General features: G+C 63.3%; 25 protein-coding genes and 1 riboswitch. Of the genes, 9 read left to right on the plus strand and 16 right to left on the minus strand.

Translation table 11 applies throughout. The annotated features are described in order from the left end of the window. Window positions 1–2 precede the first annotated feature (2 nt). On the plus strand, window positions 3–1448 hold the full coding sequence (locus ACFWAD_RS21605) for an aldehyde dehydrogenase (protein ID WP_003945530.1): 1446 nt from the start codon (window positions 3–5) through the stop codon (window positions 1446–1448). A 332-nt stretch (window positions 1449–1780) separates the two neighbouring features. Here the strand turns inward: ACFWAD_RS21605 and ACFWAD_RS21610 are convergent, their stop codons facing one another. The 5 genes from ACFWAD_RS21610 to ACFWAD_RS21630 all read right to left on the minus strand — a co-directional run bounded on the left by ACFWAD_RS21610 (window position 1781) and on the right by ACFWAD_RS21630 (window position 6141). Further along, a complete protein-coding gene (locus tag ACFWAD_RS21610; protein ID WP_378547544.1) occupies window positions 1781–2482 on the minus strand; it encodes a CbiX/SirB N-terminal domain-containing protein in 702 nt (233 codons plus the stop codon). Further along, entirely contained in the window at window positions 2479–3540 is a 1062-nt protein-coding gene (locus ACFWAD_RS21615; protein ID WP_378547547.1) for an ABC transporter substrate-binding protein, read from the minus strand. Before ACFWAD_RS21615 ends, ACFWAD_RS21610 begins: the two co-directional genes overlap by 4 nt. Then, window positions 3537–4355, minus strand: a complete 819-nt coding sequence (locus ACFWAD_RS21620) for an ABC transporter ATP-binding protein (RefSeq protein ID WP_378547550.1) — start codon at window positions 4353–4355, stop codon at window positions 3537–3539. Before ACFWAD_RS21620 ends, ACFWAD_RS21615 begins: the two co-directional genes overlap by 4 nt. Then, window positions 4352–5359 carry a FecCD family ABC transporter permease gene (locus tag ACFWAD_RS21625; RefSeq protein ID WP_378547824.1) on the minus strand — a complete coding sequence of 336 codons (1008 nt, stop codon included), beginning with the start codon at window positions 5357–5359 and terminating at the stop codon, window positions 4352–4354. Before ACFWAD_RS21625 ends, ACFWAD_RS21620 begins: the two co-directional genes overlap by 4 nt. 115 nt (window positions 5360–5474) lie before the next feature. Continuing rightward, window positions 5475–5612: riboswitch (cobalamin riboswitch) on the minus strand. 16 nt (window positions 5613–5628) lie between these two features. Continuing rightward, entirely contained in the window at window positions 5629–6141 is a 513-nt protein-coding gene (locus ACFWAD_RS21630; protein WP_378547552.1) for a TetR/AcrR family transcriptional regulator, read from the minus strand. A gap of 148 nt (window positions 6142–6289) precedes the next feature. Between ACFWAD_RS21630 and ACFWAD_RS21635 the strand changes: the two genes are divergently transcribed. Genes ACFWAD_RS21635 through ACFWAD_RS21645 form a run of 3 tightly spaced genes read left to right on the plus strand, consistent with a single transcriptional unit; the run spans window position 6290 to window position 8517 of the window. After that, window positions 6290–7228, plus strand: coding sequence for an alpha/beta hydrolase (locus ACFWAD_RS21635; protein WP_378547555.1), 939 nt, complete (start codon window positions 6290–6292; stop codon window positions 7226–7228). 10 nt (window positions 7229–7238) lie between these two features. Beyond that, window positions 7239–8186 carry a cation diffusion facilitator family transporter gene (locus ACFWAD_RS21640; protein WP_378535450.1) on the plus strand — a complete coding sequence of 316 codons (948 nt, stop codon included), beginning with the start codon at window positions 7239–7241 and terminating at the stop codon, window positions 8184–8186. Between the two features lie 28 nt (window positions 8187–8214). Continuing rightward, complete coding sequence (locus ACFWAD_RS21645) at window positions 8215–8517, plus strand: hypothetical protein (protein WP_378547558.1); 303 nt, start codon at window positions 8215–8217, stop codon at window positions 8515–8517. A gap of 58 nt (window positions 8518–8575) precedes the next feature. Here the strand turns inward: ACFWAD_RS21645 and epsC are convergent, their stop codons facing one another. From epsC to ACFWAD_RS21680, 7 genes are all read right to left on the minus strand, one after another. Beyond that, window positions 8576–9154, minus strand: coding sequence for a serine O-acetyltransferase EpsC (gene epsC / locus ACFWAD_RS21650; protein ID WP_378547561.1), 579 nt, complete (start codon window positions 9152–9154; stop codon window positions 8576–8578). A gap of 5 nt (window positions 9155–9159) precedes the next feature. Then, a complete protein-coding gene (gene cysK, locus ACFWAD_RS21655) occupies window positions 9160–10095 on the minus strand; it encodes a cysteine synthase A (RefSeq protein ID WP_003945916.1) in 936 nt (311 codons plus the stop codon). A 171-nt stretch (window positions 10096–10266) separates the two neighbouring features. Continuing rightward, complete coding sequence (locus ACFWAD_RS21660; RefSeq protein WP_378547564.1) at window positions 10267–12096, minus strand: phosphoenolpyruvate carboxykinase (GTP); 1830 nt, start codon at window positions 12094–12096, stop codon at window positions 10267–10269. A 277-nt stretch (window positions 12097–12373) separates the two neighbouring features. Beyond that, on the minus strand, window positions 12374–12715 hold the full coding sequence (locus tag ACFWAD_RS21665) for a DUF6802 family protein (protein WP_378547567.1): 342 nt from the start codon (window positions 12713–12715) through the stop codon (window positions 12374–12376). Between the two features lie 131 nt (window positions 12716–12846). Beyond that, entirely contained in the window at window positions 12847–13665 is an 819-nt protein-coding gene (locus ACFWAD_RS21670) for a hypothetical protein (RefSeq protein ID WP_378547570.1), read from the minus strand. Window positions 13666–13730: 65 nt separating this feature from the next. After that, the gene (locus ACFWAD_RS21675; RefSeq protein WP_378547573.1) at window positions 13731–14186 is read right to left on the minus strand and encodes a hypothetical protein; all 456 of its coding nucleotides are present in this window, start codon (window positions 14184–14186) and stop codon (window positions 13731–13733) included. Beyond that, window positions 14179–15111, minus strand: a complete 933-nt coding sequence (locus ACFWAD_RS21680; protein ID WP_378547575.1) for a Rab family GTPase — start codon at window positions 15109–15111, stop codon at window positions 14179–14181. Before ACFWAD_RS21680 ends, ACFWAD_RS21675 begins: the two co-directional genes overlap by 8 nt. 163 nt (window positions 15112–15274) lie before the next feature. On the opposite strand from ACFWAD_RS21680, the gene trmB reads away from it, so the two are divergent. Genes trmB through ACFWAD_RS21695 form a run of 3 tightly spaced genes read left to right on the plus strand, consistent with a single transcriptional unit; the run spans window position 15275 to window position 19702 of the window. Beyond that, entirely contained in the window at window positions 15275–16033 is a 759-nt protein-coding gene (gene trmB, locus ACFWAD_RS21685; protein ID WP_378448806.1) for a tRNA (guanosine(46)-N7)-methyltransferase TrmB, read from the plus strand. Then, window positions 16030–16737 carry an NYN domain-containing protein gene (locus ACFWAD_RS21690; protein WP_378547578.1) on the plus strand — a complete coding sequence of 236 codons (708 nt, stop codon included), beginning with the start codon at window positions 16030–16032 and terminating at the stop codon, window positions 16735–16737. The genes trmB and ACFWAD_RS21690 overlap by 4 nt, the downstream gene beginning before the upstream one ends. Before the next feature lie 10 nt (window positions 16738–16747). After that, complete coding sequence (locus ACFWAD_RS21695) at window positions 16748–19702, plus strand: MMPL family transporter (protein ID WP_378547581.1); 2955 nt, start codon at window positions 16748–16750, stop codon at window positions 19700–19702. On the opposite strand, the gene ACFWAD_RS21700 is transcribed toward ACFWAD_RS21695, so the two are convergent. Together ACFWAD_RS21700 and ACFWAD_RS21705 are read right to left on the minus strand one after the other, a co-directional pair. Continuing rightward, window positions 19677–21554 carry a DUF2339 domain-containing protein gene (locus ACFWAD_RS21700; RefSeq protein ID WP_378547585.1) on the minus strand — a complete coding sequence of 626 codons (1878 nt, stop codon included), beginning with the start codon at window positions 21552–21554 and terminating at the stop codon, window positions 19677–19679. The two genes, ACFWAD_RS21695 and ACFWAD_RS21700, sit on opposite strands and share 26 nt — an antisense overlap. A 105-nt stretch (window positions 21555–21659) precedes the next feature. Then, a complete protein-coding gene (locus tag ACFWAD_RS21705) occupies window positions 21660–22232 on the minus strand; it encodes a TetR family transcriptional regulator (RefSeq protein WP_378535436.1) in 573 nt (190 codons plus the stop codon). 152 nt (window positions 22233–22384) lie between these two features. Between ACFWAD_RS21705 and ACFWAD_RS21710 the strand changes: the two genes are divergently transcribed. Both ACFWAD_RS21710 and ACFWAD_RS21715 read left to right on the plus strand, forming a co-directional pair. After that, on the plus strand, window positions 22385–22912 hold the full coding sequence (locus tag ACFWAD_RS21710; RefSeq protein ID WP_378547588.1) for a cupin domain-containing protein: 528 nt from the start codon (window positions 22385–22387) through the stop codon (window positions 22910–22912). A gap of 35 nt (window positions 22913–22947) precedes the next feature. Beyond that, the gene (locus tag ACFWAD_RS21715) at window positions 22948–23400 is read left to right on the plus strand and encodes a MaoC family dehydratase (RefSeq protein ID WP_378547591.1); all 453 of its coding nucleotides are present in this window, start codon (window positions 22948–22950) and stop codon (window positions 23398–23400) included. 4 nt (window positions 23401–23404) lie between these two features. Here ACFWAD_RS21715 and ACFWAD_RS21720 read toward each other — a convergent pair whose 3' ends face one another. Together ACFWAD_RS21720 and ACFWAD_RS21725 are read right to left on the minus strand one after the other, a co-directional pair. Continuing rightward, on the minus strand, window positions 23405–24133 hold the full coding sequence (locus tag ACFWAD_RS21720; RefSeq protein WP_378448809.1) for a DUF1707 domain-containing protein: 729 nt from the start codon (window positions 24131–24133) through the stop codon (window positions 23405–23407). Window positions 24134–24150: 17 nt separating this feature from the next. Beyond that, the gene (locus tag ACFWAD_RS21725; RefSeq protein ID WP_047269712.1) at window positions 24151–24783 is read right to left on the minus strand and encodes a response regulator transcription factor; all 633 of its coding nucleotides are present in this window, start codon (window positions 24781–24783) and stop codon (window positions 24151–24153) included. Window positions 24784–24802: the final 19 nt, after the last annotated feature.

Raw genomic sequence — 24802 nt, forward strand, 5'->3', positions numbered from 1 at the left:
TGATGACTGACTACGACAAGCTCTACATCGGTGGAGCATGGGTGGCCCCGGCCACCGACCAGGTACTCGAAGTGTTCTCTCCCGCAACGGAGGAGCGCGTCGGCAGCTGTCCCATCGCAGCACCGGCAGACATCGACGCGGCCGTGTCCGCAGCCCGCGCGGCGTTCGAGGGACCGTGGTCACGCACCACCCCCGCCGAGCGCGGCGCGATCCTCGCCAAGGCCGCCAAGCTGATCGAAGAGCGCAGCGCGGAAATCAACCAGCTCATCTCCAACGAGATGGGCCAGCCGCCCGCCATGGTCGGCATGATGCAGCAGACCCCGTCGATGGCGACGCTGGGCTACTACGCCGAACTGGCCGACAAGTTCGCGTGGGAAGAGAAGCGCACCGGCGCATTCGGGCAGACCAAGGTGACCCGTGAGCCCGTCGGCGTCGTCGCCGCCGTGCTGGCCTGGAACGTCCCGCTGTTCCTGGCGATCAACAAGCTGGCACCCGCCCTGCTCGCCGGCTGCACGGTTCTGCTCAAGCCCGCACCCGAATCCCCACTGTCCGTCCACGTGATTGCCGAGATCTTTACCGAGGCGGGCGTTCCCGAAGGCGTCATCTCCGTGCTCCCCGGCGGAGCCGAGACCGGCGAATACCTGGTCTCGCACGCGGGCATCGACAAGATCACCTTCACCGGATCCAGTGCCGTCGGCCGCAAGATCGGTGCCATCGCCGCGCAGAACCTCAAGCGCTGCTCCCTCGAACTGGGTGGCAAGTCCGCCGCGATCATCCTCGAGGACGCCGACATCGCCGCCGGAATGCCGATGCTCGTCATGTCCGGCCTGATGAACACCGGCCAGGCCTGCGTCGCTCAGACCCGAATCCTCGCCCCCCGTTCGCGTTACGACGAGGTCATCGAGGGAATGAAGACCGCCGCAGGCTTCATGACCGTCGGCGATCCGTCCGATCCTGCAGCACAACTCGGCCCCCTGATCTCCGAGAAGCAGCGCGAGCGCGTCGAGGGATACATCGCCAAGGGCAAGGAAGAAGGCGCACGCGTCGTACTCGGTGGTGGACGCCCCGCCGGTCTGGACAAGGGCTGGTACGTCGAGCCGACGATCTTCGCCGACGTCGACAACTCGATGACCATCGCACGTGAGGAGATCTTCGGACCCGTTCTCTCGGTGATTCCGTACGACTCCGAGGACGAGGCCATCAAGATCGCCAACGATTCGGATTACGGCCTCGCCGGATCAGTCTGGACCACCGACATCGACCACGGCCTCGAAGTTGCCGCGCAGATTCGCACAGGTACCTACGCGATCAACTGGTACGCCTTCGATCCCGGATCACCGTTCGGCGGGTACAAGAACTCCGGTATCGGCCGCGAGAACGGACCCGAGGGCCTCGAAGCCTTCTGCGAGACCAAGTCCGTACTCATGCCGCCCGGCTACGTGGGCTGACCCACCCGGGAGTTGGCACCCTTTGCTGACAGTTGGCACCCGTTCCGACCTGCCGGAACGGGTGCCAGCCCCGTGAAAAGGGTGTCAACTCCCAGCGAATCCACAGATCCACCCGGTACCGTCGAAAACGAATCAGTCATCTCACAAAGGACATTCATATGCTCACCAACGCCATCAACGCTTTCCTCGCACTCTGGGGCAGCGCCTCCGTCGGCAGCAGTGGATACCAGATCCCGCCGGGAACCCTTCCCTTCGGTTCCTGAGACAGGACAACAGAACCCGCTGAGCGCACTTCGCGCCCAGCGGGTTCTCTGCTTTTACCGACCCGGCATCTACCGGTCCAGAATGTGATCCACCAATTGATCCTCGAGACCGGACACCAACGCGTCGGCGTCTCCGGCGTCCACGTGACCGAACCAGGTACCGCCGGGGTTCGCGATCACCAACGGCCCCAGGTTGCACGGGCTCAGGCAACCGGTCCCCGTCACCTTTGCCGAAGTGCCTTTGGCCGCCGCGCTCATCGCCCGGTGGAGAGGTCCTGCTCCGTACGCCATACAGCGGGGCCCCTTGCACACCAACAGATGCCTCTCGTGCTGCTCGATCACCGACCACGCCGGACTGCGGTACGACGCCGGACTCGCTGTAATCGGCTTTCCCGCCGAGTCGAGTTCGTCGATCACCTGCCCGGCCACCGCACCTTCGAGCGATTCCGATTCGTGGAGCGTCACTTCCAGTTCGGCGTCGATTCGGGTTTCGCGCCAGTTCGCAACCGCCTTGCTTGTCCACGTGAGCAGGTACCGATCCCTCGGCACCGCAACTGGAATCAACACGACGTTGCCCACGCCATCGGCATGGGCTCGATCGAGTTCCTCGTGAAGGCTCGGCGAAGCGACATCGAGATACGCAACGCGAACGTCGACGTCGGTGCCCGCTTGAACAGCGTCAAGCAGCCGGCGTGCAGCCGCCTCGTCGAGGCCGCTCACCGTCGGCCGCACTACAACGATCACCCGACGCGAACCACTGTCGACACTCATGCCGACGGCGCGGTTGTCCAGTCGATGCTGCTCGACGGAGCCAGCCCGAACTCTTCGATCTTCGCGCGCAACTGTTCCGCGCCGTAGATGTTGGGGAATCCGCTGGTGAACATGGCGAGAGGAAGTACGACGAAGCGGTTCTGCTTGACTGCGTCGAGGTCACGTAGGCCTTCTCGGCTCTTGATCGCGTCGATCTTGCCCTGTACTTCGTCGGCACTCTTCTTGTAGTCCATGATCACGATGACGTCGGGTTCGGACTTCGCGACGGTCTCCCAGCTCGCCTTGAACCAGGTGTTGTCGACGTCGGCGAACACATTGGTTCCCCCGGCCGCATCGATGATTCCGTTGGGGGCTCCATTACCTCCGCTGGTGTACAGATCTTCTTCACCGCTGTCGTAGATCAGCACCTTCGGCTTGTCGCCCGCATCCGGTGCCGACTCCAGACGTGCCAAACGCGAATCCAATTCGGTCTGCGCCTTTGCGGCAGTGTCCTCGGTTCCGAACAGCTTTCCGTAATTCGTCACGTCTGCACGGAGGGCATCCCACGGACCCATCGTTCCGAGCGCGGAATCCGCGGCGGCACTCTGCCGACAGCTGTCGGAGATCACATATGAGTCGATATTGTTGCCCTGCAGCGATTCCGGCGTCACACCGGAGGCTCCCTTGAACAAGCCGCTGTACGAGCCGACCACCAGGTCCGCCTGCTTACCCAGAATCGTCTCCATCGTGATCGTTCCGTCCAGGTGTGGAACGTCGGCGATTCCAGGACCGAACATCGAATCCATGACCGCGTCGTTGTTGGTGTTCAACACGACTGCAGCGAGACGATCCAGTCCGCCGACTCGGAGAATGGTGCCGATATTGGCCGCATTGCTTGTGGCAACAACTTTTTCGATCGGAAGTTGGAAAGTGCTTTCCGTTCCGCAGTTCTCCAGCGTGACCGAAGTCTTGTCTGCGGCTTCGTCGAGGGGTGCGGTCGCTGTGCAGCCGGAAACGGCCAACAACGCTGTCGCGGCTGCGACCGCACCGAACGACGCGCGGGTCTTGACGTGTATCAAAGTGCACTCTCCGAAAATGTGTGTTGTGGTTGAGAATTTCGTGATTCGAATACGAGGTGTGAACGGCCTGTCGCAGGGTTCACGAGCTCGAAAGTCTCGACGCCGAAAACAGTTGCGACCACCGAGGTGGTGAGTACGTCGGAGGGATGACCGAAGGCTTTGGCAACTCCGTCCGCGAGCACGAGTACCCGATCGCACACTGCTGCAGCCAAATCGAGGTCGTGCAGTGCCATGATCACCGTCCGGTCCAACGACCGGACCAGATCGAGCAGTTCGAGTTGATGCCGGATGTCGAGATGATTGGTCGGCTCGTCGAGGATGAGTACGCCGGCGTCCTGCGCGAGTCCCCGGGCAAGAAATACCCGCCGACGCTCTCCACCGGAAAGCGTGTCCATCGAAGAGAATCGGTGCTCGATCATTCCGACCTCGCCCAGAGCACGATCGACGACGGCATTCTCGTGCTTTCCGCCGACGCTCCAGGGCTTTGCGTGTGGGGTGCGCCCCAAAGTCACGTATTCGTGAACCAACAGGTCGGCGGGACTTTGCTCTTCCTGCGCCACAAAAGAAATGGCTTTGGCCCGCGAACGCGCCGACATCGCGTGCACGGACTCGCCGCCGACGCGAACGTCACCGCCGGCGATCGGTCCGAGACCGGCGAGAGCACGCAAGAAAGTCGACTTGCCTGAACCGTTCGGACCGACCACACCCACCACTGCACCGGCGTCAGCGACGATGTCGACGCCCTTGACGATGGTTCGACGGTCGATGCGAACAACTACTCCGGACGCAGTCAGAGGCAGTGCACGGGCGCTCACGAACTACCACCGAAACGGTAGCGCCGACGGCCGAGAAGCAGGAGAAACAGCGGGGCACCGATCACCCCGGTCACCACGCTCAGCGGGATCTCTGTCGGCCGCAACGACGTCCGCGCCACGACGTCGACCCACACCAGGAACGACGCCCCGATCAGCGCTGCCGCCGGCAACACCACTCGATGTCTGGCTCCGACGATCATGCGTGTCACGTGCGGTATGACCAAGCCTACGAAGGCGATCGCACCGGACACCGCAACCATCGTGCCGACCAACGCCGCCAGCACTCCGAACAACACGTTTCGAAGGGTTCGGATGGGAATACCCAGGGAAGCCGCGACGTCCGGCCCAGCCGCCAGTGCGTCCAACCAACCGTGCAGCGCGAACACCGCTGCCGTCAGCAGGACCACAACGATGACCGGCGCCCACAACTTGTCCCAGGAGGCACCGGCCAAACTTCCCAGGAGCCAGAACAATACGGACTGCGCAGCCTGGGAGTCGTTGGTGCGCAGGACCAAAAAGCTCGCGATCGCCGACAGCGCGGACGCGGTAACAGTCCCGGTCAGAACCAATCGCAGTGGAGTGATGCCGCCTTGCAGCGTCGCGATGGTGAAGACGAGAATCGCAGCTCCCAGAGCTCCGATCATCGCACCGAGGCTGAGCGCCCATACTCCGGCACCGGCGAACAGTCCGGTGGTGATAACGGCGGTGGCACCGACACTCGCGCCGGACGACACTCCGAGCAGGTGGGGATCGGCGAGAGCGTTACGGACGAGGGTTTGCACCACCGTACCGGCGACGGCAAGACCAGCGCCGACTGCCAGACCGAGCAGCACCCGAGGTGCCCTGATCCCCCACACGATCGCAAGATCCGAGCGTGTGACGGCCGGGCCTCCGAAGCGCGAGTGCACCACGTCCACCACGGTGGACACGGGGAGCATCTCGGATCCGAAGGCCAACGCGCACACAGCCGAGACCGCGGTGACGACCAGCAGAATGGGCAGCACGATACCCGGACTGAGTCGTCCTCGAGGTGCACCAGCCTTCGGCGAAGGCAGGTGGGTAGGTGGAGACAGAGCTCCGCCAACAGCATTCATGGTGTGACCGATCCATCCTCGTGGCATGACACAACGTCAACGAGGGTGGTATCTGGCTACGGTCGACGCGTGGACGACCTCACAGTGGCGGGACCGCGCCGGAATTGCACCGACTTCCCATTACCTCGATGATGACGTCAGAACCATAACGGACTGTGGTCACCATTCCGCACACCGGATCAGGATTCCGACGCGATCATCGATCTCGCCTGCCGCACGACGGCTTCCGTTCGCACTCGAAGTTCTTCGGGTGAATCCGATTCCAGCACAACCCGATGCACCTGGCTGTCCACGGCAGTCACAGTCAGCCGCGACGTCAGCAACGCATCCTCCGCACTGAAACCGCGGCTCTGCAAGTACTCCGAAAAACCCAGTACCAGTTGCCGATTCATTCCTTCGACCTGCTCGATGAGCTCACGCGTACGCGGAACCTGATCGTAGAGCAGGTGAAAGAACTCTCGCGGCTTACTGTTCACTTCGACCGCGCACTCCACCAACATCCGGACGGCCTCGTCCGGGGTGAGCTCACGCTCGACGATGTCGGCAAGGCAGAGCGCAAAACTCTCCCGCGCAGCACTCACGTGACGGTTCGCCAACTCCGAGAGGATCTCGTACTTGTCGCCGAAATACTGGTAGAGCGAGCCCACCGACACCCCTGCTTCGTCAGCGATCCGGTTGGTGGTCGCTGCCATGGCTTCCGAAGCGAAAACGCGAGTAGCTGCCTCCAGGATCGCGTCGTAGGTAGCCCTCGAGCGCTGCTGGGAGGGCCTTTTCCGCCGAGTCGACACGGTCCTCCGATGCGAGTTGTCAGCCGCGACGCCGATACCGAGAATTGTGTAGGTGACCAGCGCCGATTACTCGAAGTTTATGCCCGACCGGTACACCGACCACATGCCGGCGCCGACCCCGACGTGGTGGGAGTGGAACGGCAACACCGTCCACGTCGCACGGGCCGTGGTTCCAGACGCGCCGGTTCGTGTTCTCGGCATCCACGGCGCCGGCGGCTACTCGGGCGCGTTGTGGCCGTTCGCCGGGATCGGCGTGAAACTCGGAGCCGAAGTCCTCTTCCCTGACCTTCCGCTGTACGGCGACACCGTCGTAGCCGATCCCGCCGGCGTCCGGTACGAGCAGTGGGTCGATCTTCTCTGCGATCTCGTCCGAGCAGAGAAGGCAGCCGACGATCGGCCGCTGGTGTTGTTGGGAGCCAGCATCGGCGGTCTGCTGGCCTACGAGGTGGCCGCGCGGACCGGTCTGGCCGACGCCGTCGTCGCTACCTGCCTGCTCGATTCCTCGGATCCATCGGCCAGAGCTGCCGCGGCGCGGTTCGGCCCGATGGGTGTCTACGGCGCTCCCCTGATGCGCCGCACCGAACAACTGGTGGGCCGTATCCGCGTGCCCATCCGTTGGGTCGCCGACGTCGCGAACATGAGCAGCAATCGGGAACTCGCGACGCTGTGTGCGACGGATCCGCGCGGCGGCGGTGTTCGGGTGCCACTCGGATTTCTCAGCAGCTACTTCTCGTTCGAGCACACCGCGCCCGAATCATTTCGCACGACACCCGTCCTGCTCACCCACCCGGCCGACGACCGATGGACACCGCCCGAGCTGAGCCTGGAGTTCCTTCGCCGCATCAACGCACCCACCGAATCCGTGATGTTGGAAGGGTGCGGGCACTTTCCCGTCGAAGAGCCGGGCCTGACGCAGTTCTACGACGCCGTCGCCACACTGCTGCGCTCCGTCGCCGAGCGTCACCGCACGAAACCGTCGTCACCCGCCTAGCCTGAGAATCGTGAGCACCGAAACGGAAGCATCGGCCGACGAGAGCACCACGACGGTCGTACTGGCGTTTGCGGCGAACGCACTGATCGCCGGGGCCAAGACCGCGGCCGCGATCGTCACCGGATCTGCCTCGATGGTCGCCGAGGCCACCCATTCCTGGGCCGATACCGGCAACGAAGTGCTGCTGCTGATCGCGAACCGCCGCTCGAAACGGGTTCCCGACCGAGACCAGCCACTCGGCTACGGTCGGGAGGCCTACATCTGGTCGATGTTCGCTGCTCTCGGACTGTTTGCACTCGGCGCGGGTGTCTCGATCACCCATGGCATCCAGGAACTGTTCCATTCCGAACCGGCGTCCGACTTCGGTGTCGCCTACGCCGTCCTCGGCGTCTCGTTCATCCTCGAAGGCATCTCGTTCCGGCAGGCGTACAAACAACTCCGAAACGAAGCGTCCGCCGTGAACCGCGACGTCATGACCCAGGCACTCAACACATCCGACCCGACGACTCGGGCCGTGTTCGCCGAAGATGCTGCGGCACTTATCGGTTTGGTCATCGCGTTCGTCGGTGTCCTGTTGCACCAGATCACCGGTTCACCGATCCCCGACGCCCTCGGCTCCATCTTCGTCGGCATACTTCTCGGAGTCATCGCGATCATCCTGATCGATCGCAACCGCCGATTCCTGGTGGGCGAAGAGGCCTCACCGACGCTGCGGGCAGCAGCCGTCGAAGCCCTCTCCCAACTACCAGAGATCAACCGAATCACGTTCTTGCGCATGGAATACCTCGGGCCGCGGCAGGTGTATCTGGTGGCAAGCGTCGATCTGGTCGGTGACTACGTGGAATCGCGAGTGGCTCACACGTTGCGCGAACTCGAACGCTCACTCGAGCAGAGCCCACGTGTCGTGCGGGCGATCCTGACCCTCTCGACCCCCGAAGAACCGTCGATCACAGTCTGAACTTCCGGCCGGGCGATAGGCTCGGGCGATGCGCACACTGATCGCGATTCTGGCGGTTCTGGGATTTGTCGTCGGGGGAATTCCCCTGGTGGGCAGTCTGATCGACGTGATGACCAGCCCTGACGAGACCATCGTCTATCAGGGTTCCTACGTACCGTTCCGGGACGTGCAGATGGCTCGGGACTACGAGTCGACAATAGCCACCGCCTACGAACCCTTAGACGGACCGCGCTGGCTCGTCCTGGCCTGCTATCCCTTGATCGGAGCAGCATTGGGCGCTGCGACGGCCGTCGTACTGGGACGTCGCGGATGGCACCTGACGCGAGCCTGAACAGACGCCGATGGCCACCCGCCGTCTACACGAGGGTGGCCATCGAAGAAGGAGTGCTTCAGATGTACATCGCTGGATCGATGTAGCTGTTCGGGTCCACCAATTTCTCCTTGGTGGTCCGTGGCCGCGCCACCGCCGGGATACCCGTCGCGATGGATTCGGCCGGAACATCCCTGGTCACAACGGCGTTGGCGCCGATAGCGCTACCTTCGCCGATGACGACGGGCCCGAGGATCTTGGCACCCGCACCGACCGTGACCCGGTCACCCAGCGTCGGGTGGCGCTTGACCTGCTCGAGTGAGCGGCCACCGAGAGTGACGCCGTGATAAAGCATCACATCGTTGCCGACCTCGGCCGTCTCCCCGATCACGACGCCCATGCCGTGGTCGATGAAGAACCGTCGACCGATGGTGGCACCGGGATGAATCTCGATGCCGGTGACGAAGCGTGTCATCTGCGAGAGCACTCGCGCCGGGCCGCGTAGCGCAGGGACGGCCCACATGCGATGCGCAACCCGATGTGCCCAAATGGCATGCAGCCCTGAATAAACGAGCGCGTTCTCCACATTGCTGCGCGCGGCAGGATCCTGACCGCGCGCAGCCTGCAGGTCCTCGCGAATTGTCCCGAGGATACTCACAAGTCTCAGTCCCGGATGTGTTCGAACAGCGGGGTGGAGATGTAACGCTCGCCGAAGTCGCACACGACAGCCACGATCAGCTTGCCGGCGTTTTCCGGACGCTTCGCCAACTCGAGTGCTGCCCAGACGATGGCGCCGGACGAGATGCCGCCCAGGATGCCTTCCTTGGTACCGAGTGCGCGAGCGACCTCGATGGAATCGGGGAACGAGACGTCGATGATCTCGTCGTAGATCTCGCGATCGAGGACGTCGGGCACGAAGTTCGCGCCGATTCCCTGGATCTTGTGGGGGCCGGGCTGGCCACCGTTGAGGATCGGCGAGTCGATGGGCTCGACGCCCACGATCTTGACCTCGGGCTTGTACTTGCGAAGGGTGCGTCCGACGCCGGTGATAGTGCCGCCGGTGCCGATGCCGGACACGAAGATGTCGACGGCGCCGTCGGTGTCGGCCCAGACCTCTTCGCCCGTCGTTGCCTCGTGGATGGCCGGGTTGGCCGGGTTCGCGAACTGGCTGGCCGAGACAGCGTTCTCGGTCTGCTCGACGATTTCCTTGGCCTTGGCAACTGCACCGGCCATGCCCTCGGAGCCCGGGGTCAGCACGATCTCGGCGCCGTATGCACGAAGCATCACTCGACGCTCGGTGGACATGGTCTCGGGCATGGTCAGGATGACCTTGTAGCCGCGAGCAGCACCGACCATGGCAAGGGCGATACCGGTGTTACCACTGGTGCCCTCGACGATGGTGCCACCGGGCTTGAGTGCACCGGACTTCTCGGCGGCATCGATGATTGCCACACCGATCCGGTCCTTGACGCTGTTGGCCGGGTTGTAGAACTCGAGCTTGACGGCAACCTGTGCGTCCAGGCCCTCGGTCAGACGGTTGAGTCGCACGATCGGGGTGCGCCCGACCAATTCGGTCACGTTGTTATAGATCCCGCTCATATCTGGTCCTCCTGAGGATCGAGTGTGTCGACCCGCTCGATTCGCTGATCACTGCTTAACGGCTGAACTGCATAACGGCTACAGGCAAGGGGCATACAGACGACCGATGCCGCATCGGTTCATCAAATTGAACCAATGCGGCATCAGGCCACTACATACGGGGGCGGTTTATCAGGCCAACCGCTGCTTCAGAGCTTCGAACTCGTCACGAATGCCGGTTGGAAGCTTCTCGCCGACGAAGTCGAACCACTCTTCGATGAGCGGGATCTCCGCCTTCCACTCGTCGATGTTCACCGCGAGAGCCTCGGTGATGTCGGCGTCCGACACGTCAAGGCCTTCGATGTCGAGTGCCGATCCGGTGGGAACGACGCCGATCGGGGTGTCGATGCCCGCAGCCTTGTGCTCGATACGCTCGACGATCCACTTCAGGACGCGAGAGTTCTCGCCGAAGCCTGGCCACAGGAAGCGTCCGTCGTCGCCGCGGCGGAACCAGTTGACGTAGAAGACCTTGGGGAGCTTGGACGCGTCCGCGGACTTGCCTAGGTCGATCCAGTGCTGGAAGTAGTCACCGACGTTGTAGCCGAGGAACGGCAGCATCGCCATCGGATCGCGGCGAACCGTACCGACCTGGCCTTCGGCTGCTGCGGTCTGCTCGGAGCCGACCGTTGCACCCATGAAGACGCCGTGCTGCCAGTCGCGAGCCTCGGTGACCAGCGGAACCGTCGTCTTGCGACGTCCACCGAACAGGATTGCCGAGATCGGCACGCCCTCCGGGTCGTCCCACTCGGGAGCCATGATCGGGCACTGCGACATCGGGGTGCAGTAACGCGAGTTGGGATGAGCCGCATGGGTGCCCGACTCGGGCGTCCACTCGTTGCCCTTCCAGTCGATCAGGTGCTGCGGGTCGCCTTCGAGGCCCTCCCACCAGACGTCACCGTCGTCGGTCAGAGCGACGTTGGTGAAGACCGTGTTGCCCTGGTCGATGGTGCGCATGGCGTTGGGGTTCGAGGACCAGTTGGTGCCGGGAGCCACGCCGAAGAAACCGAACTCCGGGTTGACGGCGTACAGCTGTCCGTCCTCACCGAAACGCATCCAGGCGATGTCGTCACCGAGAGTCTCGGCGCGCCATCCCGGGATGGTCGGCTGGATCATCGCGAGGTTGGTCTTGCCACAAGCGGAGGGGAATGCCGCCGCGATGTAGTAGGCCTTGTCCTCGGGCGAGATCAGCTTGAGGATGAGCATGTGCTCGGCCAGCCAGCCCTCGTCGTGCGCCATTGCCGAAGCGATACGCAGCGAGTAGCACTTCTTGCCCAGGAGAGCGTTTCCGCCGTAGCCGGAACCGAAGCTCCAGATCTCACGATCCTCGGGGAAGTGAGTGATGTACTTGGTGTCGTTGCACGGCCACGCCACGTCTTCCTGGCCCTCGGCCAGCGGAGCGCCGAGCGAGTGCAGAGCCTTGACGAAGAATCCGTCGGTGCCGAGCTTGTCGAGAACCTTGCCGCCCATGCGGGTCATGACGCGCATCGAGACGACGACGTACTCGGAATCGGTGAGCTCGACGCCCAGCTTCGGATCCTCGGCGTCGAGTGGGCCCATGCAGAACGGAACGACGTACATGGTGCGTCCACGCATGCAACCGCGGTACAGGTCACCCATGAGGGTGCGCATCTCCGCCGGGTCCATCCAGTTGTTGGTGGGACCTGCGTCGATTTCTTCCTTCGAGCAGATGTACGTACGCGATTCGACTCGCGCCACATCGGAAGGATCGGAGTTGCCGAGGAAAGAGTTCGGCTTCTTCTCGTCGTTGAGGCGGGTGAAGGTTCCTGCCTCGACCAACTTCGTGGTCAGTCGGTCCCATTCTTCGTCCGAGCCGTCTGCGAAGACGACGCGGTCAGGCTGGGTGAGTTCGGCAACCTCTTGCACCCATGCAAGCAGTTCCTTGTGCTCCGTGGGGGGCGTGCCGTCAGTTCCATTGAGACCGGGAATGGTCGCTGAGGTCATCAAACTCTCCTGGGGTGAGCCGGAACCGGGTTCTCGTGACACCGGATGCGAACTGCAGCGCCCCGATACCAGTCGATCCCGGTGTCCCCCTCTCGACGGGGTCCAGCCGCGTCATCCACTCACGTGGATTTCACGGACGCCGGGTGTCCTATGTATTGAGGTTAACGCTGGCTGTTCACCTGCAGGTAATCGGGTGCGGTCAGAAATGTCACAGAAACGATTCAGTTGGTGTGTTCAGGTGCCTACCCGGCGCTCAGAGCACATAAACGGAAGCTTTTCAGAGCGCGCCGGCATCGATTTTCTGCCAGACGAGGGAGCCTGCGTCGTCTCGACGGCATTCCCAGGCCGAGTAGTCGCCGTCCGACTCGATCATCGTGAGGCGATCGGCGCTACCGTCACGATCGAAATCGGACACGATCACGACGGCGTCGTCGGAGTGGACGACGCGGCTGTCGGCCGTCCCGTCACCGTCCAAGTCGAAGGCGTCGAAGTTCATTTCGCCGGCATCGACCGGTCCCGACGCGGGCCCGAAGGTCTCGGGCTCGATACGCCCAGGATCGAGCGCTTCGGATTCGTGCCCGTCGTCGATGTGTCCGGCCGTGATCAGAAATGCATCCATGAATCCCCCAAATGAAAGTGACTGCTGCTTCGGCAACCCCTACCGAAACCGTCCGCTCAGTATTACCAGACTCGGCCGATCACGCGTGGCCGAAATTGCCGCCCTGTGGACAACCGCCCGCCCGAGAATCGTCAGAGGGCAGCGTTCAACGCGGCGAGGTCGCGCTCGCACGACGCGAGCTGACCCGATCTGGCCGCGGCAAGCTCACGAAGTTCACCGTCGATCTCCACGATTCGCGCCTGTGCCGACGCCAATTGTTCGCGACTCTCCGCCATGATCGCCGCTCCCAGATCTGCCTCCGCCTCGAGCAGCACGCTCTGTACCCGCTGCTCCCACTGAGCGCGCACCGTCGACATCGACTCGACGATCCACGATCGCGATTGGGCACGATCCGCCATCAGCCCGCGAGTTCGCGCCAACCACCACGCCGCGACGCCACCCAGTACCAAGGTCACCGGGATGCTCGCGAACTCCAACGCCGGAATCATCTCCAGCGGAGTCACCGCGATCCGGCCGAGCCCGAGGCCCGCGGACGCGCCGACCAGAATCGTCACCCGATCCTCATTTCGCCGTCGACGATGCGGCGGGTCCTCTGGAATCCGTGGGGAAGCCACGTAGCCGGTCGCACCCGCCACCTCGACAGCTGCCGCCATCGCGGCATCGATTACCCGGGTGTGATGGTCGACCTCGTGCTGCAACCGCATCGGTACGCTGCCCAATTCGGCTCGCGAGGCCGTGTCGACCCAGGCACGTGCCCCTGCGACCGTCGCCCGGGTCGCTTCGGCGATCTGCTGTGACAGATCCCCACGCGCTCGTTGCAGTCGGCTTCGCACCTGCACCAGTCGTTCGCCTCGCCGGCCGTCACGATCTGCCAGCAGCTGTGATCGCTCGGCCCGCAGTTCGGCACCCGGAACGCTGTCACGAAGATTCCGGATCTCTACCTCGATCATCCGACGTGTCTGCGCTATGACGCCGGAATTCGAGTCGCCTGCCTGCCTCTCGCGTGCCACCTGGCTCACGACGGCAACGAGCGTCTGCTCCTGACCAGGCGCAATCGGAACGATCGATGCCTGGGCAAAGGCGGTGCAGTGAGAGGAAAGAACCTCGGCATTGCGTCGGTGCACAGCCTGCCAGTCTCGGTAGACGTCAACGCGGTCAACGCCACCACCACCGGCGTTCCGCTTTCTGCTGCGTCGTCGAGCAGAAGAAGATCCTCGCGACCGATCACGCTGGCAGCATCGACGACCAGAAGTACGACGTCCGCGTCCGCTTCGCGCGCCGCTATCGAACACTCGCCTGAAGCACGGAACATCTGCACGATGTCTTCCCGACCACATCTCTGTGGCCCGACAACGTAAATGCGAGTGCCACTGGATGATTCACCACTGACGAGGCGACCCGGATCGGAGGACGGGTTCCATCGTTGCACCACACGCAGAATCGAATCCGGAAGTACCGAAACGCTATTCATCGGTCACCGCCGGAGCGGAGCGATCGCCCCCGAGCTGCGCCCACCGACGCACATACCCGCGGCGAATCAGTGAGATCCTTTGTTGTGGAGCCTCTTCCGACTCGTCGACGAGCTCGCCCCACCACCGACTGCACATGCCCGCCTCGTCAGCAGTACGAGGATCGGGAGGCTCGCCGTGACGCAGGCCTCGAATTTCGGGGCTCATCATCGCCGCCGCGGCGACGAACAACACCGCGGAGTCCGAACTCAGATACAACTCGATCTCGTCCCTGCCCGCAGTGCTGCGCGAGGCAGATCGCGTCAGCACTGGACCGATCTGCTCGACCCGGCCCCACCACTGCGCCTCCAGGACCGGTCCGAGAGCCGCGAACAACTCTTCGACGCCGCGTCCGGTCAGCGTCTCCACCGGAACCGTGTGCACGCCGACGGTCTCCGAGATTTCCGCGGCCCGTCCCAGTGCCTCGTCCCAGCGCGGTCCGAACAGGTCGGCCTTGTTTGCCGCGACCACCGCCCGATCCGAGACTCGGGCGATCACTCGGCGGTCGACGTCGCGGACCGCGTCGACCACCACGTAGACAACACAACGACGACCCAGATCAGGGTTTGACGTTCCAGGGACGTCGAACGCCCGCGACTCGGTCACCACAACCGGTGCACCGACAACTCTGCGCGAGAACCGCTGATCGCGCCCCAGGACCCGGACCAACGACGACCGCCCCACCCCGGCTCGACCCGCGACTACCAACTCGAGCGGTGCGGTCAGCGATCCGAGCACGGAGTGAACCGCCTCTGCGGCTCCCGAATCGATCGACGCCAGCCGGTATGCCAGAGCGCGCAACCGGTCGATCGGCTCCGCGCAGGCGTCGTCGAGCGATTCTGCGGGCAACATTCGTGACCAATTACTGCATGCAAATCCTGTGTTCATCCCCACCCCACGTCCCCATCGTGTCGGTGAGATTCTGTCAGGTTCTCGGCAAGGACGGCAGGTGACACCGCCCTTTCGCCGACTGTCCGAAGTCGGCGGATTCAGGACTTTCCGCGGAAAGTCTCAACTCAAACTTCAGACCCGTCTGCGCTAAACGGGGGTCATGCGTGACAATGGGTTCGTGAACGAAGCCGATCAGCATGCACCGCAGACCCCAGAGACGGGGCAGACGGACCACGCCAAGGGGTCCCGTCTCCATCCGAGAGTGACCAGCTTTCGCTCTCGTCGGGGTGCGCTGACCGACGCACAGCAGCAGGCTTGGGACCGTCAGTGGCCGCTCATCGGCGCCGACGTCTCGGACACACCGCTCGACGCGAACGCCTGGTTCGGACGCGAAGCACCCCTGATCATCGAGATCGGTTCGGGTACCGGTACCGCGACGTCCGCTATGGCCAAGGCAGAACCGCACGTGAACCTGGTCGCGATCGAGGTGTACCGCCCGGGGCTCGCACAGCTTCTGCAGCAAGTCGAACGCGAAGAGATTCCCAACGTCCGCGTACTACGCGGTGACGCGATGGACGTACTCGAAAATATGGTCGCCCCCGAATCCCTGACGGGCGTCCGGGTGTTCTTCCCGGATCCGTGGCCCAAAGCCCGCCACCACAAGCGTCGCCTCCTGCAGGGGCCGACGTTCGCGCTGATCGCCAACCGCCTCAAGCCTGGCGGAGTGCTGCACGTGGCCACCGATCACGCCGAATACGCAGAATGGATCGAAGAAGCCGGTAATGCCGAGCCGCTGCTGACCGCACTCGACTGGGAGTCTCCGATGACCCACGAGCGTCCGGTCACCAAGTTCGAGGACAAAGCCCATAAGGTCGGAAGTGCAATCACCGAGCTTATATGGGGGAAGATCAGAGCATGAGCGTCAGCGAACAGCTATCCGACGACGTGGCGTCGTCGGAATCTCCTCTCGACTTCGGTCGTGACTCCCGCCACCCCAAGCGGGTGCTTCTGGTCTGGGACGCCCCCAACCTCGACATGGGCCTCGGCGCCATCCTCGGTGGCCGGCCTACCGCCGCCTACCGGCCACGATTCGACGCACTGGGCCGCTGGCTGCTCTCCCGCACCGCCGAACTGTCCACACAGAACAGTGGCACGCTCGAGCCCGAAGCGACGGTCTTCACCAACATCGCCTCCGGCAGCGCCGACGTCGTTCGTCCTTGGGTCGAAGCCTTGCGTAACGTGGGTTTCGCGGTGTTCGCCAAGCCGAAGGTCGATGAAGACAGCGATGTCGATTCGGACATGCTCGAGCACATCGCGCTCCGGTACGGCGAGGGCCTCGCCGGAATCATGGTCGCGTCTGCCGACGGCCAAGCGTTCCGCGAACCTCTCGAGGACATCGCAGCAACCGGCATCCCGGTCCAGGTTCTCGGGTTCCGTGAACACGCCAGCTGGGCCGTGTCGTCCGATATCTTGGATTTCGTCGATCTCGAGGACATCCCGGGTGTCTTCCGTGAGCCTCTGCCACGGGTAAGCCTGGACACCCTGCCCGACGAGGGCGCCTGGTTGCAGCCGTTCCGACCGCTTTCTGCCCTGCTCATCGGGCGAAAAAGTGTTGCCGAGTAGGAGTTGATCAGTGTTCGCCAGCTGGGGAAGCATCGTCTATCGAGCCCGCTTCACCGTCATCGCTGTCATGGTGGCGGGGCTCCTCGGGCTCGCTGCGTACGGCCTGAGCCTGCAGGATCATCTCAGCCAGAGCGGCTGGGACGATCCGGGGTCGGAATCGGTAGAGGCTGCAAAACTCGCTGACGGCACGTTCGGACGCAGCACGACGGGTGACGTTCTGGCGCTGTACACGGCGCCGGAGGGCAAGACCGTCGACGACCCCGAGTTCCAAGCGAAGGTCATCGACAATCTGCAGCGACTCGTCGCCGACAACCCCGACCAGATCATGAAGATCAACGGCTCGTACTTCAAGGTCGACAACGGTCTCTCGGTGGCGGCCCTGGCGGACAAGCCCAAGCAACACGCGGTCACCAGCATCGCGATCGCCGGAGACAACGACACCGCGGTGTCCAACAACTTCCGCGACGTCGAGTCGCAGTTCTACATCGACGGCGTCGACGTGCAACTCGCCGGCCTGCAACCTGTCGCGAATTCGCTCAACGACACGATGGCCAACGACATCAAGCGCATGGAAATGCTCGCGATTCCTGCTGTCGGTGTCCTGCTGTTCTTCGTCTTCGGTGGCGTCGTCGCTGCTGCCCTCCCGTTGATCGTCGGCGGTCTGACCGTCATCGGCGCCAACGGCATCATTCGACTGATCACCAACTTCACCGAGGTCAACGCGTTTGTTGCGCCCGTGGTCTCTCTGGTCGGCCTGGGTCTCGCGATCGACTACGGACTGTTCATCGTCAGCCGTTTCCGAGAAGAGATAGCCGAGGGGTACGACACCCCGACCGCTGTACGCCGAACGGTCATGACGGCGGGTAGAACGGTCATGTTCTCGGCGACCATGGTTGCCGTCAGCCTCGGCGGTCTGCTGTTGTTCCCGCAAGGCTTCCTCAAATCGGTGGCTTACGGCGCCATTGCTGCCGTCATGCTTGCCGCGATCTCGTCCATCACGATTCTTCCCGCGATTCTCGGCATTCTCGGCAAGCGGATCGACGCGCTGACCTTCAAGAAGCTGCGCCAGACCAAGACCAACGAGGAAATCGAGAACGGTTTCTGGGGCAAGCTGACCCGCTGGGTCATGCAGCATCCGCTCAAGGTCGCGGTCCCGATCGTCGCGGCTCTGCTGCTGATGATCATTCCGCTGACGGGCATCAAGTTCGGCGGTATCAACGAGACGTACCTGCCCCCCGACAGCCCCACTCGTGTCGCGCAGGCGCAGTTCGACGAACTCTTCCCTGGCAATCGGACCGAGCCCGTTCGACTCGTCATCGAGGGAGCCGACAACACCACTCTCGGTCAGATTTCCAAGACCGCAAATGCTGCGCCGGGTCTGGTCGAGAAGTTCACCCCCGAGGTTGCGACCAAGGACGGTGTCAACGTCCTCAAAGCCGGTCTGACCGAGCGCAACGAGGCGCGTCCCACCATCGACTATCTGCGGTCCGCGGATTGGCCCGAGGGCACAACTGTGCTGGTCGGCGGCACTCCGGCCATCGAGCAGGACAGCGTCGACGCATTGCTCGATCGTCTGCCACTGATGGTCGTATCCGTCATCCTGCTGACGACTCTGCTGATGTTCTTGACGTTCGGTTCGCTCGTCCTGCCGATCAAGGCTGCGTTGATGAGCGCGCTCGGACTGGGTTCGACGCTCGGAATCCTGACCTGGATCTTCATCGACGGGCACGGTTCCGGTCTGTTGAACTTCACACCGGGACCGATCATGTCTCCAGTCCTGGTGTTGATCATCGCGATCGTCTACGGCCTGTCGACCGACTACGAAGTGTTCCTGCTCTCCCGCATGGTCGAAGCGCGAGCGCAGGGCGCGAGTACCACCGAATCCATCCGAATCGGCACGGCACATACCGGCCGAATCATCACCGCTGCCGCACTGATCCTGATCGTGGTCACCGGCGCCTTCGGCCTGTCCGATCTGGTGATGATGAAATACATCTCCTACGGCATGATCTCCGCGCTGATCATCGACGCGACGCTGATCCGAATGTTCCTGGTCCCCGCGACCATGAAACTGCTCGGCGACGACTGCTGGTGGGCTCCGGCCTGGATGAAGCGGATCCAGCAGAAGATCGGGCTGGGTGAGCCGATCCTCGACAACGAGCTGGTACTCGCGAACGTCCCGCAGATCGCGCCTGTCGGTGCGATCGCCGGACCGGGTCAACCGCGCAAGATCGAAGCGGCCTCTCGGGTCATGCCGCCGCCTGCCCCGGCTGTACAGCCGGACAGCGGACCTCGTGTTCCCGATCCACTCACCGAGCCCATTCCGCTCAGCGAAATGGCGATCAAGGCACCGAACACGGAGGCTCCCGCCGCGGAGAAGCCAGCACCGCGACGTCGTCTCGATATCGGGAGTGCAGCAAGCGCGCCCCAGAACTTGATCGAGGCACCGGTCCCCAATCCCTCGTACCGACCGCAACCGAACGCCACCGACAAGCGCAGGAACCCCGCGCCCGCTGCGCCGGCCGAGCGTCCCATCGAAAGCTGGTTGTCGGACTTGCGGGCCCGGGAACAGACTCCCCCGGCCTCACGGCCGCTGCCGGTGGTGCGGACGCCTTCGCGTACAAACGGTTCGGCGACCAACGGTGCCGCCAGCAGCGCTTCAGGCACCAACGGCTCGAGCCGGAACGGCTCTGCAAACGGTGCTGCCACCGGCTCTGCAACAAACGGTTCCGTAACCAACGGCTCAGCCCCGACCTCGGTGGAGGCGACCCCCCAGTCGCCGCCTCCACCGACCGCTCCGGAGCGTCGCAACGGGGTTTTCACGGATGCGCCTTCGCCTACCACCGAGCCCCGAGTTTCGGACGCCACCCCCGACGGCGACGACAACGCCACCGGCAGGCACCGGCCTGACGACGCCGGCGCCATCAGCGTGAGCGAACTCATCGCTCGCCAGAAGCGAAGCTGACCTGCTCCTGCTCCTGCTTGGCAAAGGCTCGTGCATAACGTGTCCCGACCAGCAGGAGCAGCAAGCCGACCACCAGGAAGGCGACGCTGCGCACCAGCCCACTGAGTGTGGCCAGGTCGAAGAGGAACAGCTTTGCCACTGCCGCACTGGTGAGAGCAAGCCCGGCTCCGAGCAAGACGCGAGCGTGCTGGCGGTTGTTCAATCCGAGCACCAGGGCTGACGTGGCGGCAAGCATCCAGACGATGGTTGCGACGCTGTGCCCGACGACGAATCCGGTTGCACTGTCGAAGATTTCGACGCCGGACGAGACGAGCGCGCACGTCACCGCGTAGAGGACACCGAACCCTGCGACTGCCCACAAGACCGCTGCGTTTGAATCGGCGATCAACTTCAGTCGGTGAATCCCCCACACCAGCATCGCCAGGGCGCCTATCGCCGTCAGGCTCGAGAGCGCCGTGATCGCACCAAGTTGCATGGAAGCGGCGCGAGCGGTCGTCAACGCCTCCGGCGGAACCGTCGTGAGGTATCCGATCGATCCGATTGCCACAAAGGCGGTTCCGAGGGCGAAGACGAAGCGCGAACCTGCATACAGCGAGACTCCGAGGAAGATCATGCCGACCGTGAGGATCAGCGGCACGACCAGAGATTCCGTCGCCCCGGAGAGGCAGCAGAGCAACAATGCGAGGGCGCCGGTTGCGCCCAGCCCGAATCGCAGTTGCGTCGGCAAAGGCTTGGCCGCCGCTCCGGCGGAAAGAAGTAGTGCCGCAGTAATTCCGTACAGCACTGCGGATTCGGTGCGCCCGAGCACGGCTCCGACGCTCATCAGCGGAAGGGTCGAGACAACAAAGGTAGCGGTGGACCACGCCCCTGCAACTCCGCCGCGCGAGGGCCAACCCGTCCACTGCATAGCCATCGCGCAGCCGGCGCCCACGATTGCAACCACGCTGGCACTGATCACCAATTGCACTGCACTGTTACCGGATTCGTTGAAGATGGACTCCGACGCGATCGCGATTAGCAGTGCGAGAACCACCGGTACGGTGCGCGCCATACCCAGGTACTTCCAGTCACGACCGAGCTGGGCGGAGAACGTCGCCGATTGGATCGCGAACAGGAAACCGATGAGGGTCAACGATATTCCCGACGTCAGTACGGGAGCGAGCACCGCTGCGCCGAGAACGATCATGAGCGCCAGTGATTCGGAATCCCATTTGACGGCGAGGGCAACGCCGGCGGCGGCAATTCCGAAGGCAATCACCACCGCGAGCGGCGTCGCCACCCAACCGTAGAGAACGGACGCTGCGACGACGTCGAGGTACATCCCTGCGAAACCGGTGGCAGCCAGGGCAATTGCCCCCACCTTGCCCCCTGGGCGTCCGTGCACCCGCACCCCGGCAAATACCAAGGCGCCGGAAAGGAGTGCGCCACCGAGCACCCGCAGCGGCGGTCCGAAGAATCCGGCCTGCGCTGCAAGTACCAGCAGCATCACGACTCCGATCAGTGTGACGGCAACACCTGCCGCGGCCAGGAGTCGACTGATGACGCCGTCGCGTTGCCACCAGGGCTGGCGAGGTGCGGCAACCGGATATGTCGGCGGCTGCCACGAGGGCACGCTCCGCTGAGGGCGGACCTGCTGCATCGGCTGAACCGGGGCTACCTGAACTACGGGAACAGAAGCTACCGGAGCCGGAACTACCGGCGCGGGCGCCGGCACGGCGGTCGAGGCCAGCTGAGTCTGCAGAATCGACAGGTTCTGGCCCATGTGACGCAGTTGCCGGCCGATGCTGTCGCACTCGGCCGAGAGGGCTGTCACCAGTCGCGGATCGACGGCGGGAGAGCTCGGTGTAGTCATGAATATGAGCTTGCTGCTCAGCCGAACAGATTAGATGAGTAGTACTACCCGATCAGCGTGGGGACTTCTCGTATTCGACTGACAGCACCTTCGACTGACAGGGCACTATCGCCGAGCTGCTGCGTTCCGCAATCGTTCGGACAGAAGCCGACCCGAAGTGTGAAGCGGAGCGGGATCCTGACGCGCTCGAGCGAGCACCAGCGCACCCTCGAGTGCGGACAGAGCGAGAATGGCCTCGGACTCTGCGTCCTCGCGGGACCAGCCGTCGGCTTCGAGGCGCTGAGCCAACAGAGCAAGCCAGGAGTTGTAACCGTCCGCGCAAGCACCACGGATGACGTCGGATTCGGTTGCGGCATCCAGCGTTGCCGTAGCCAGAGCACATCCACGTTCGTAGTCCGAATCCGACAACCGAGCAGCCAGCGCGGCGGCGAATGCCGAGATCGCGGTGGCGGCATCGGGTGAGCTCTCCAGCAGATGCCGGATGAAATCGGCCATTGCCTCACCGCGACGCCTCAGAGCCTCGCCTGCGAGTTCTTCCTTGCCGCCCGGAAAGTGAAAGTACAAGGAACCTTTGGTAGTCGCACTAGCCGAGAGAACTTCCGACACACCCGTTCCCGCGTAGCCCTTCCGCTGCAGCAAATCGGCAGCGGCATCGACCAACAAATCCCTCGTAGACATAAGTTCAATATACCGATCAGTACACATATCGCCAACACTTGAAGTGCATAAACTACCAAAACCTTGCATCACTAGACCGATTGGTACATGATTCGGAAATCGACAAACCGGAGCGCGGCCAACGACGCTCACGATGGCAAAGGATCGAATCGATGTCCCCGAATCCCACAAACCGCACCACGCCGACCGTCCTCGGACCGGACGAAGATCTCGCCGCGACTCTCTCGGCCACCGGCGTCCGGATGATGGTTCGAAGCAAACAGACCGAGGGAGGATTCTCGCTTGTCCAACACCGCATCGCTCCGCATTCGATGACCTCGCCGGTCCATCGCCACAACCGGGAAGACGAGTACACGGTGGTTCAAAGTGGCCGCGTCGCAGCGATGGTCGGAGACGAGGTCGTCTACGCGGAGACCGGCGCCATGATCTTCAAACCACGTGGCCAGTGGCACGCCGTGTGGAATCCCGACGACATTCCAGCCCGGATTCTCGAAATCATCACACCAGGAGGGATGGAAGACCTGTTCGAACTGATGCCGAAGCTACTGGCCGAAGCAGGTGCCGCAGCGGAATCGGTTGCAGCGCGGGTAGAAGCAGATTTCGGGATCGAATTCGATCTCGTGGCCACCGCCGAGATCGCACAGACACACGGTGTGGGATTCGGCATCGAAAGTCACTGACCGACTGTCAGCACCTACCGATCGAAGGAAAATTCATGCTTGTACTCACCGGAGCAGAAGACCTCACCGCCAACCTGAACCAAGAGTTGGGTGTCAGCGACTGGCACGAGGTAACGCAGGAGTCCATCGACCAGTTCGCCCGCGTCACCGGCGACGATCAGTGGATTCACGTCGATGTTGATCGTGCGAAGGAGTCACCGTTCGGCGGAACCATCGCGCACGGCAACTACACGCTCTCACTCGGCCCCAAGTTCTCGTACGCGATGTTCTCGCTCGAAGGTTTTGCGTTTGCTCTCAACTGTGGATTCGACAAGGTCAGGTTGCCTGCTCCACTACCGGTGGGCTCTCGTGTCCGCATGCGGGCGACGTTGAGCAAAGTCGAACCGATCAATGGCGGCGTCCAGATCACGGTGACGCAGACGTTCGAACGAGAACACGGTGACAAGCCCGTGTGCGTCGCCGAGATGTTGACTCGCGCGTATCACTGAAAGGTCAGGAGCCGAACATCTTTCGGATCGTGGTACCGAAGGGATGCTTCGCGGTGACACTGCCGAATCGCACCTTGCCGTGAACCACCAGGTGCAGCGGCCCCATCTGTGGACCGGAGCGAACCTTGTTGGACGCGCTTCCCCCGACTGCCTCGACACCGTTCATGTCAACCGTCGCCTCTTCGGGAACGATCAGTGAGATCGAACTGGCGTAGTCGTCGATCGAGATGTTCACGACCTGCGTCTGCATCACTGCTCGCGTGAAATCGATGGTCACACTGGACATTCTGGTGTCGACCACGACGGCTGGAGGAACGATCCATGCGCCGTTCCGCGTCACCGTCGCCATTCGTCCGCGGATCACGGCAGCATTCGCCGCGCCGTAGGCACCGACAACCGGAGCCCCGACCGGAGCGCGGTAGGGCGGGCTCGGGTGAACCGGCGGTGGCTGATGCGGCTGGGGTTGGTAGGTCGGCGCCGGATAGGGCTGGCCTTGGTACATCGGCTGACCCGCATTGGGATACGCGGGCGGATCGTAGTCGGAGATCAGTGTGATGCCCGGAAGATCCGTGAGTACCGAGTTGAGTTCACCTCGCGTCTTCGCGGCCAAGGCCGTGTCCATGCGCTCGGTGAACTCACCGAGCGAGAGCATCCCTTGACCGACAGCTTTCTGCAGCAGCTCGCCGACGTGCTCTCGTTCGGCATCGGACACGCGTAGATTCCTGGCCTCCATGATTTCCAGGATAAACGTTATTCGAGACCTTGTTCTATTGCGTATCGCGTGAGTTCGACGCGATTGGCCAATTGAAGTTTCCGAAGCGTGGCCTGGACGTGGTTTTCGACGGTCCGGTGGCTGAGCGAGAGCCTCGTGGCGATCTGTTTTGCGCTCAGCCCCTTGGCGACAAGACGGAGCACTTCAGTCTCACGGTCGGTGAGCCGAGGCAGCTCTGGTGCACGATCGTCGGCCGGTGCCGTCGACATCCGGCGGTACTCGCCGAGCACCAATCCGGCGAGGCCGGGTGTGAAGACGGCTTGTCCGTCGAAGGTCGCTCGCACGGCCTCAAGCAGTTCCGCCACGGAAGCACTCTTGACCAGGTAGCCCGACGCTCCGGCTTTGACCGCGTCGAGGACGTCGTCACGCTCGGCGGAGGCCGAAAGCACGAGTACCTTGCTCTTCGGCGAAACCTCGAGCACCGCAGTGGTGGCGTCGGCGCCGTTTCCGTCCGGCAGGTTCATGTCCATCAGAACCACGGCGGGTTGCACGGCGGCGGCGCGGCGGCGTGCACTCTCGACACCCTCCGCCGTCGCACTCACCGTGAAACCGGCGGCCTCGAGGTCCCGAGAGACACCGTCGCGCCACATCGGGTGATCGTCAACGACCATCACCGTCACCGGATTCTCG

It is taken from the genome of Rhodococcus sp. NPDC059969 (assembly GCF_042738325.1).
In the GTDB taxonomy this organism is placed as follows: Bacteria; Actinomycetota; Actinomycetes; order Mycobacteriales; family Mycobacteriaceae; genus Rhodococcus_F.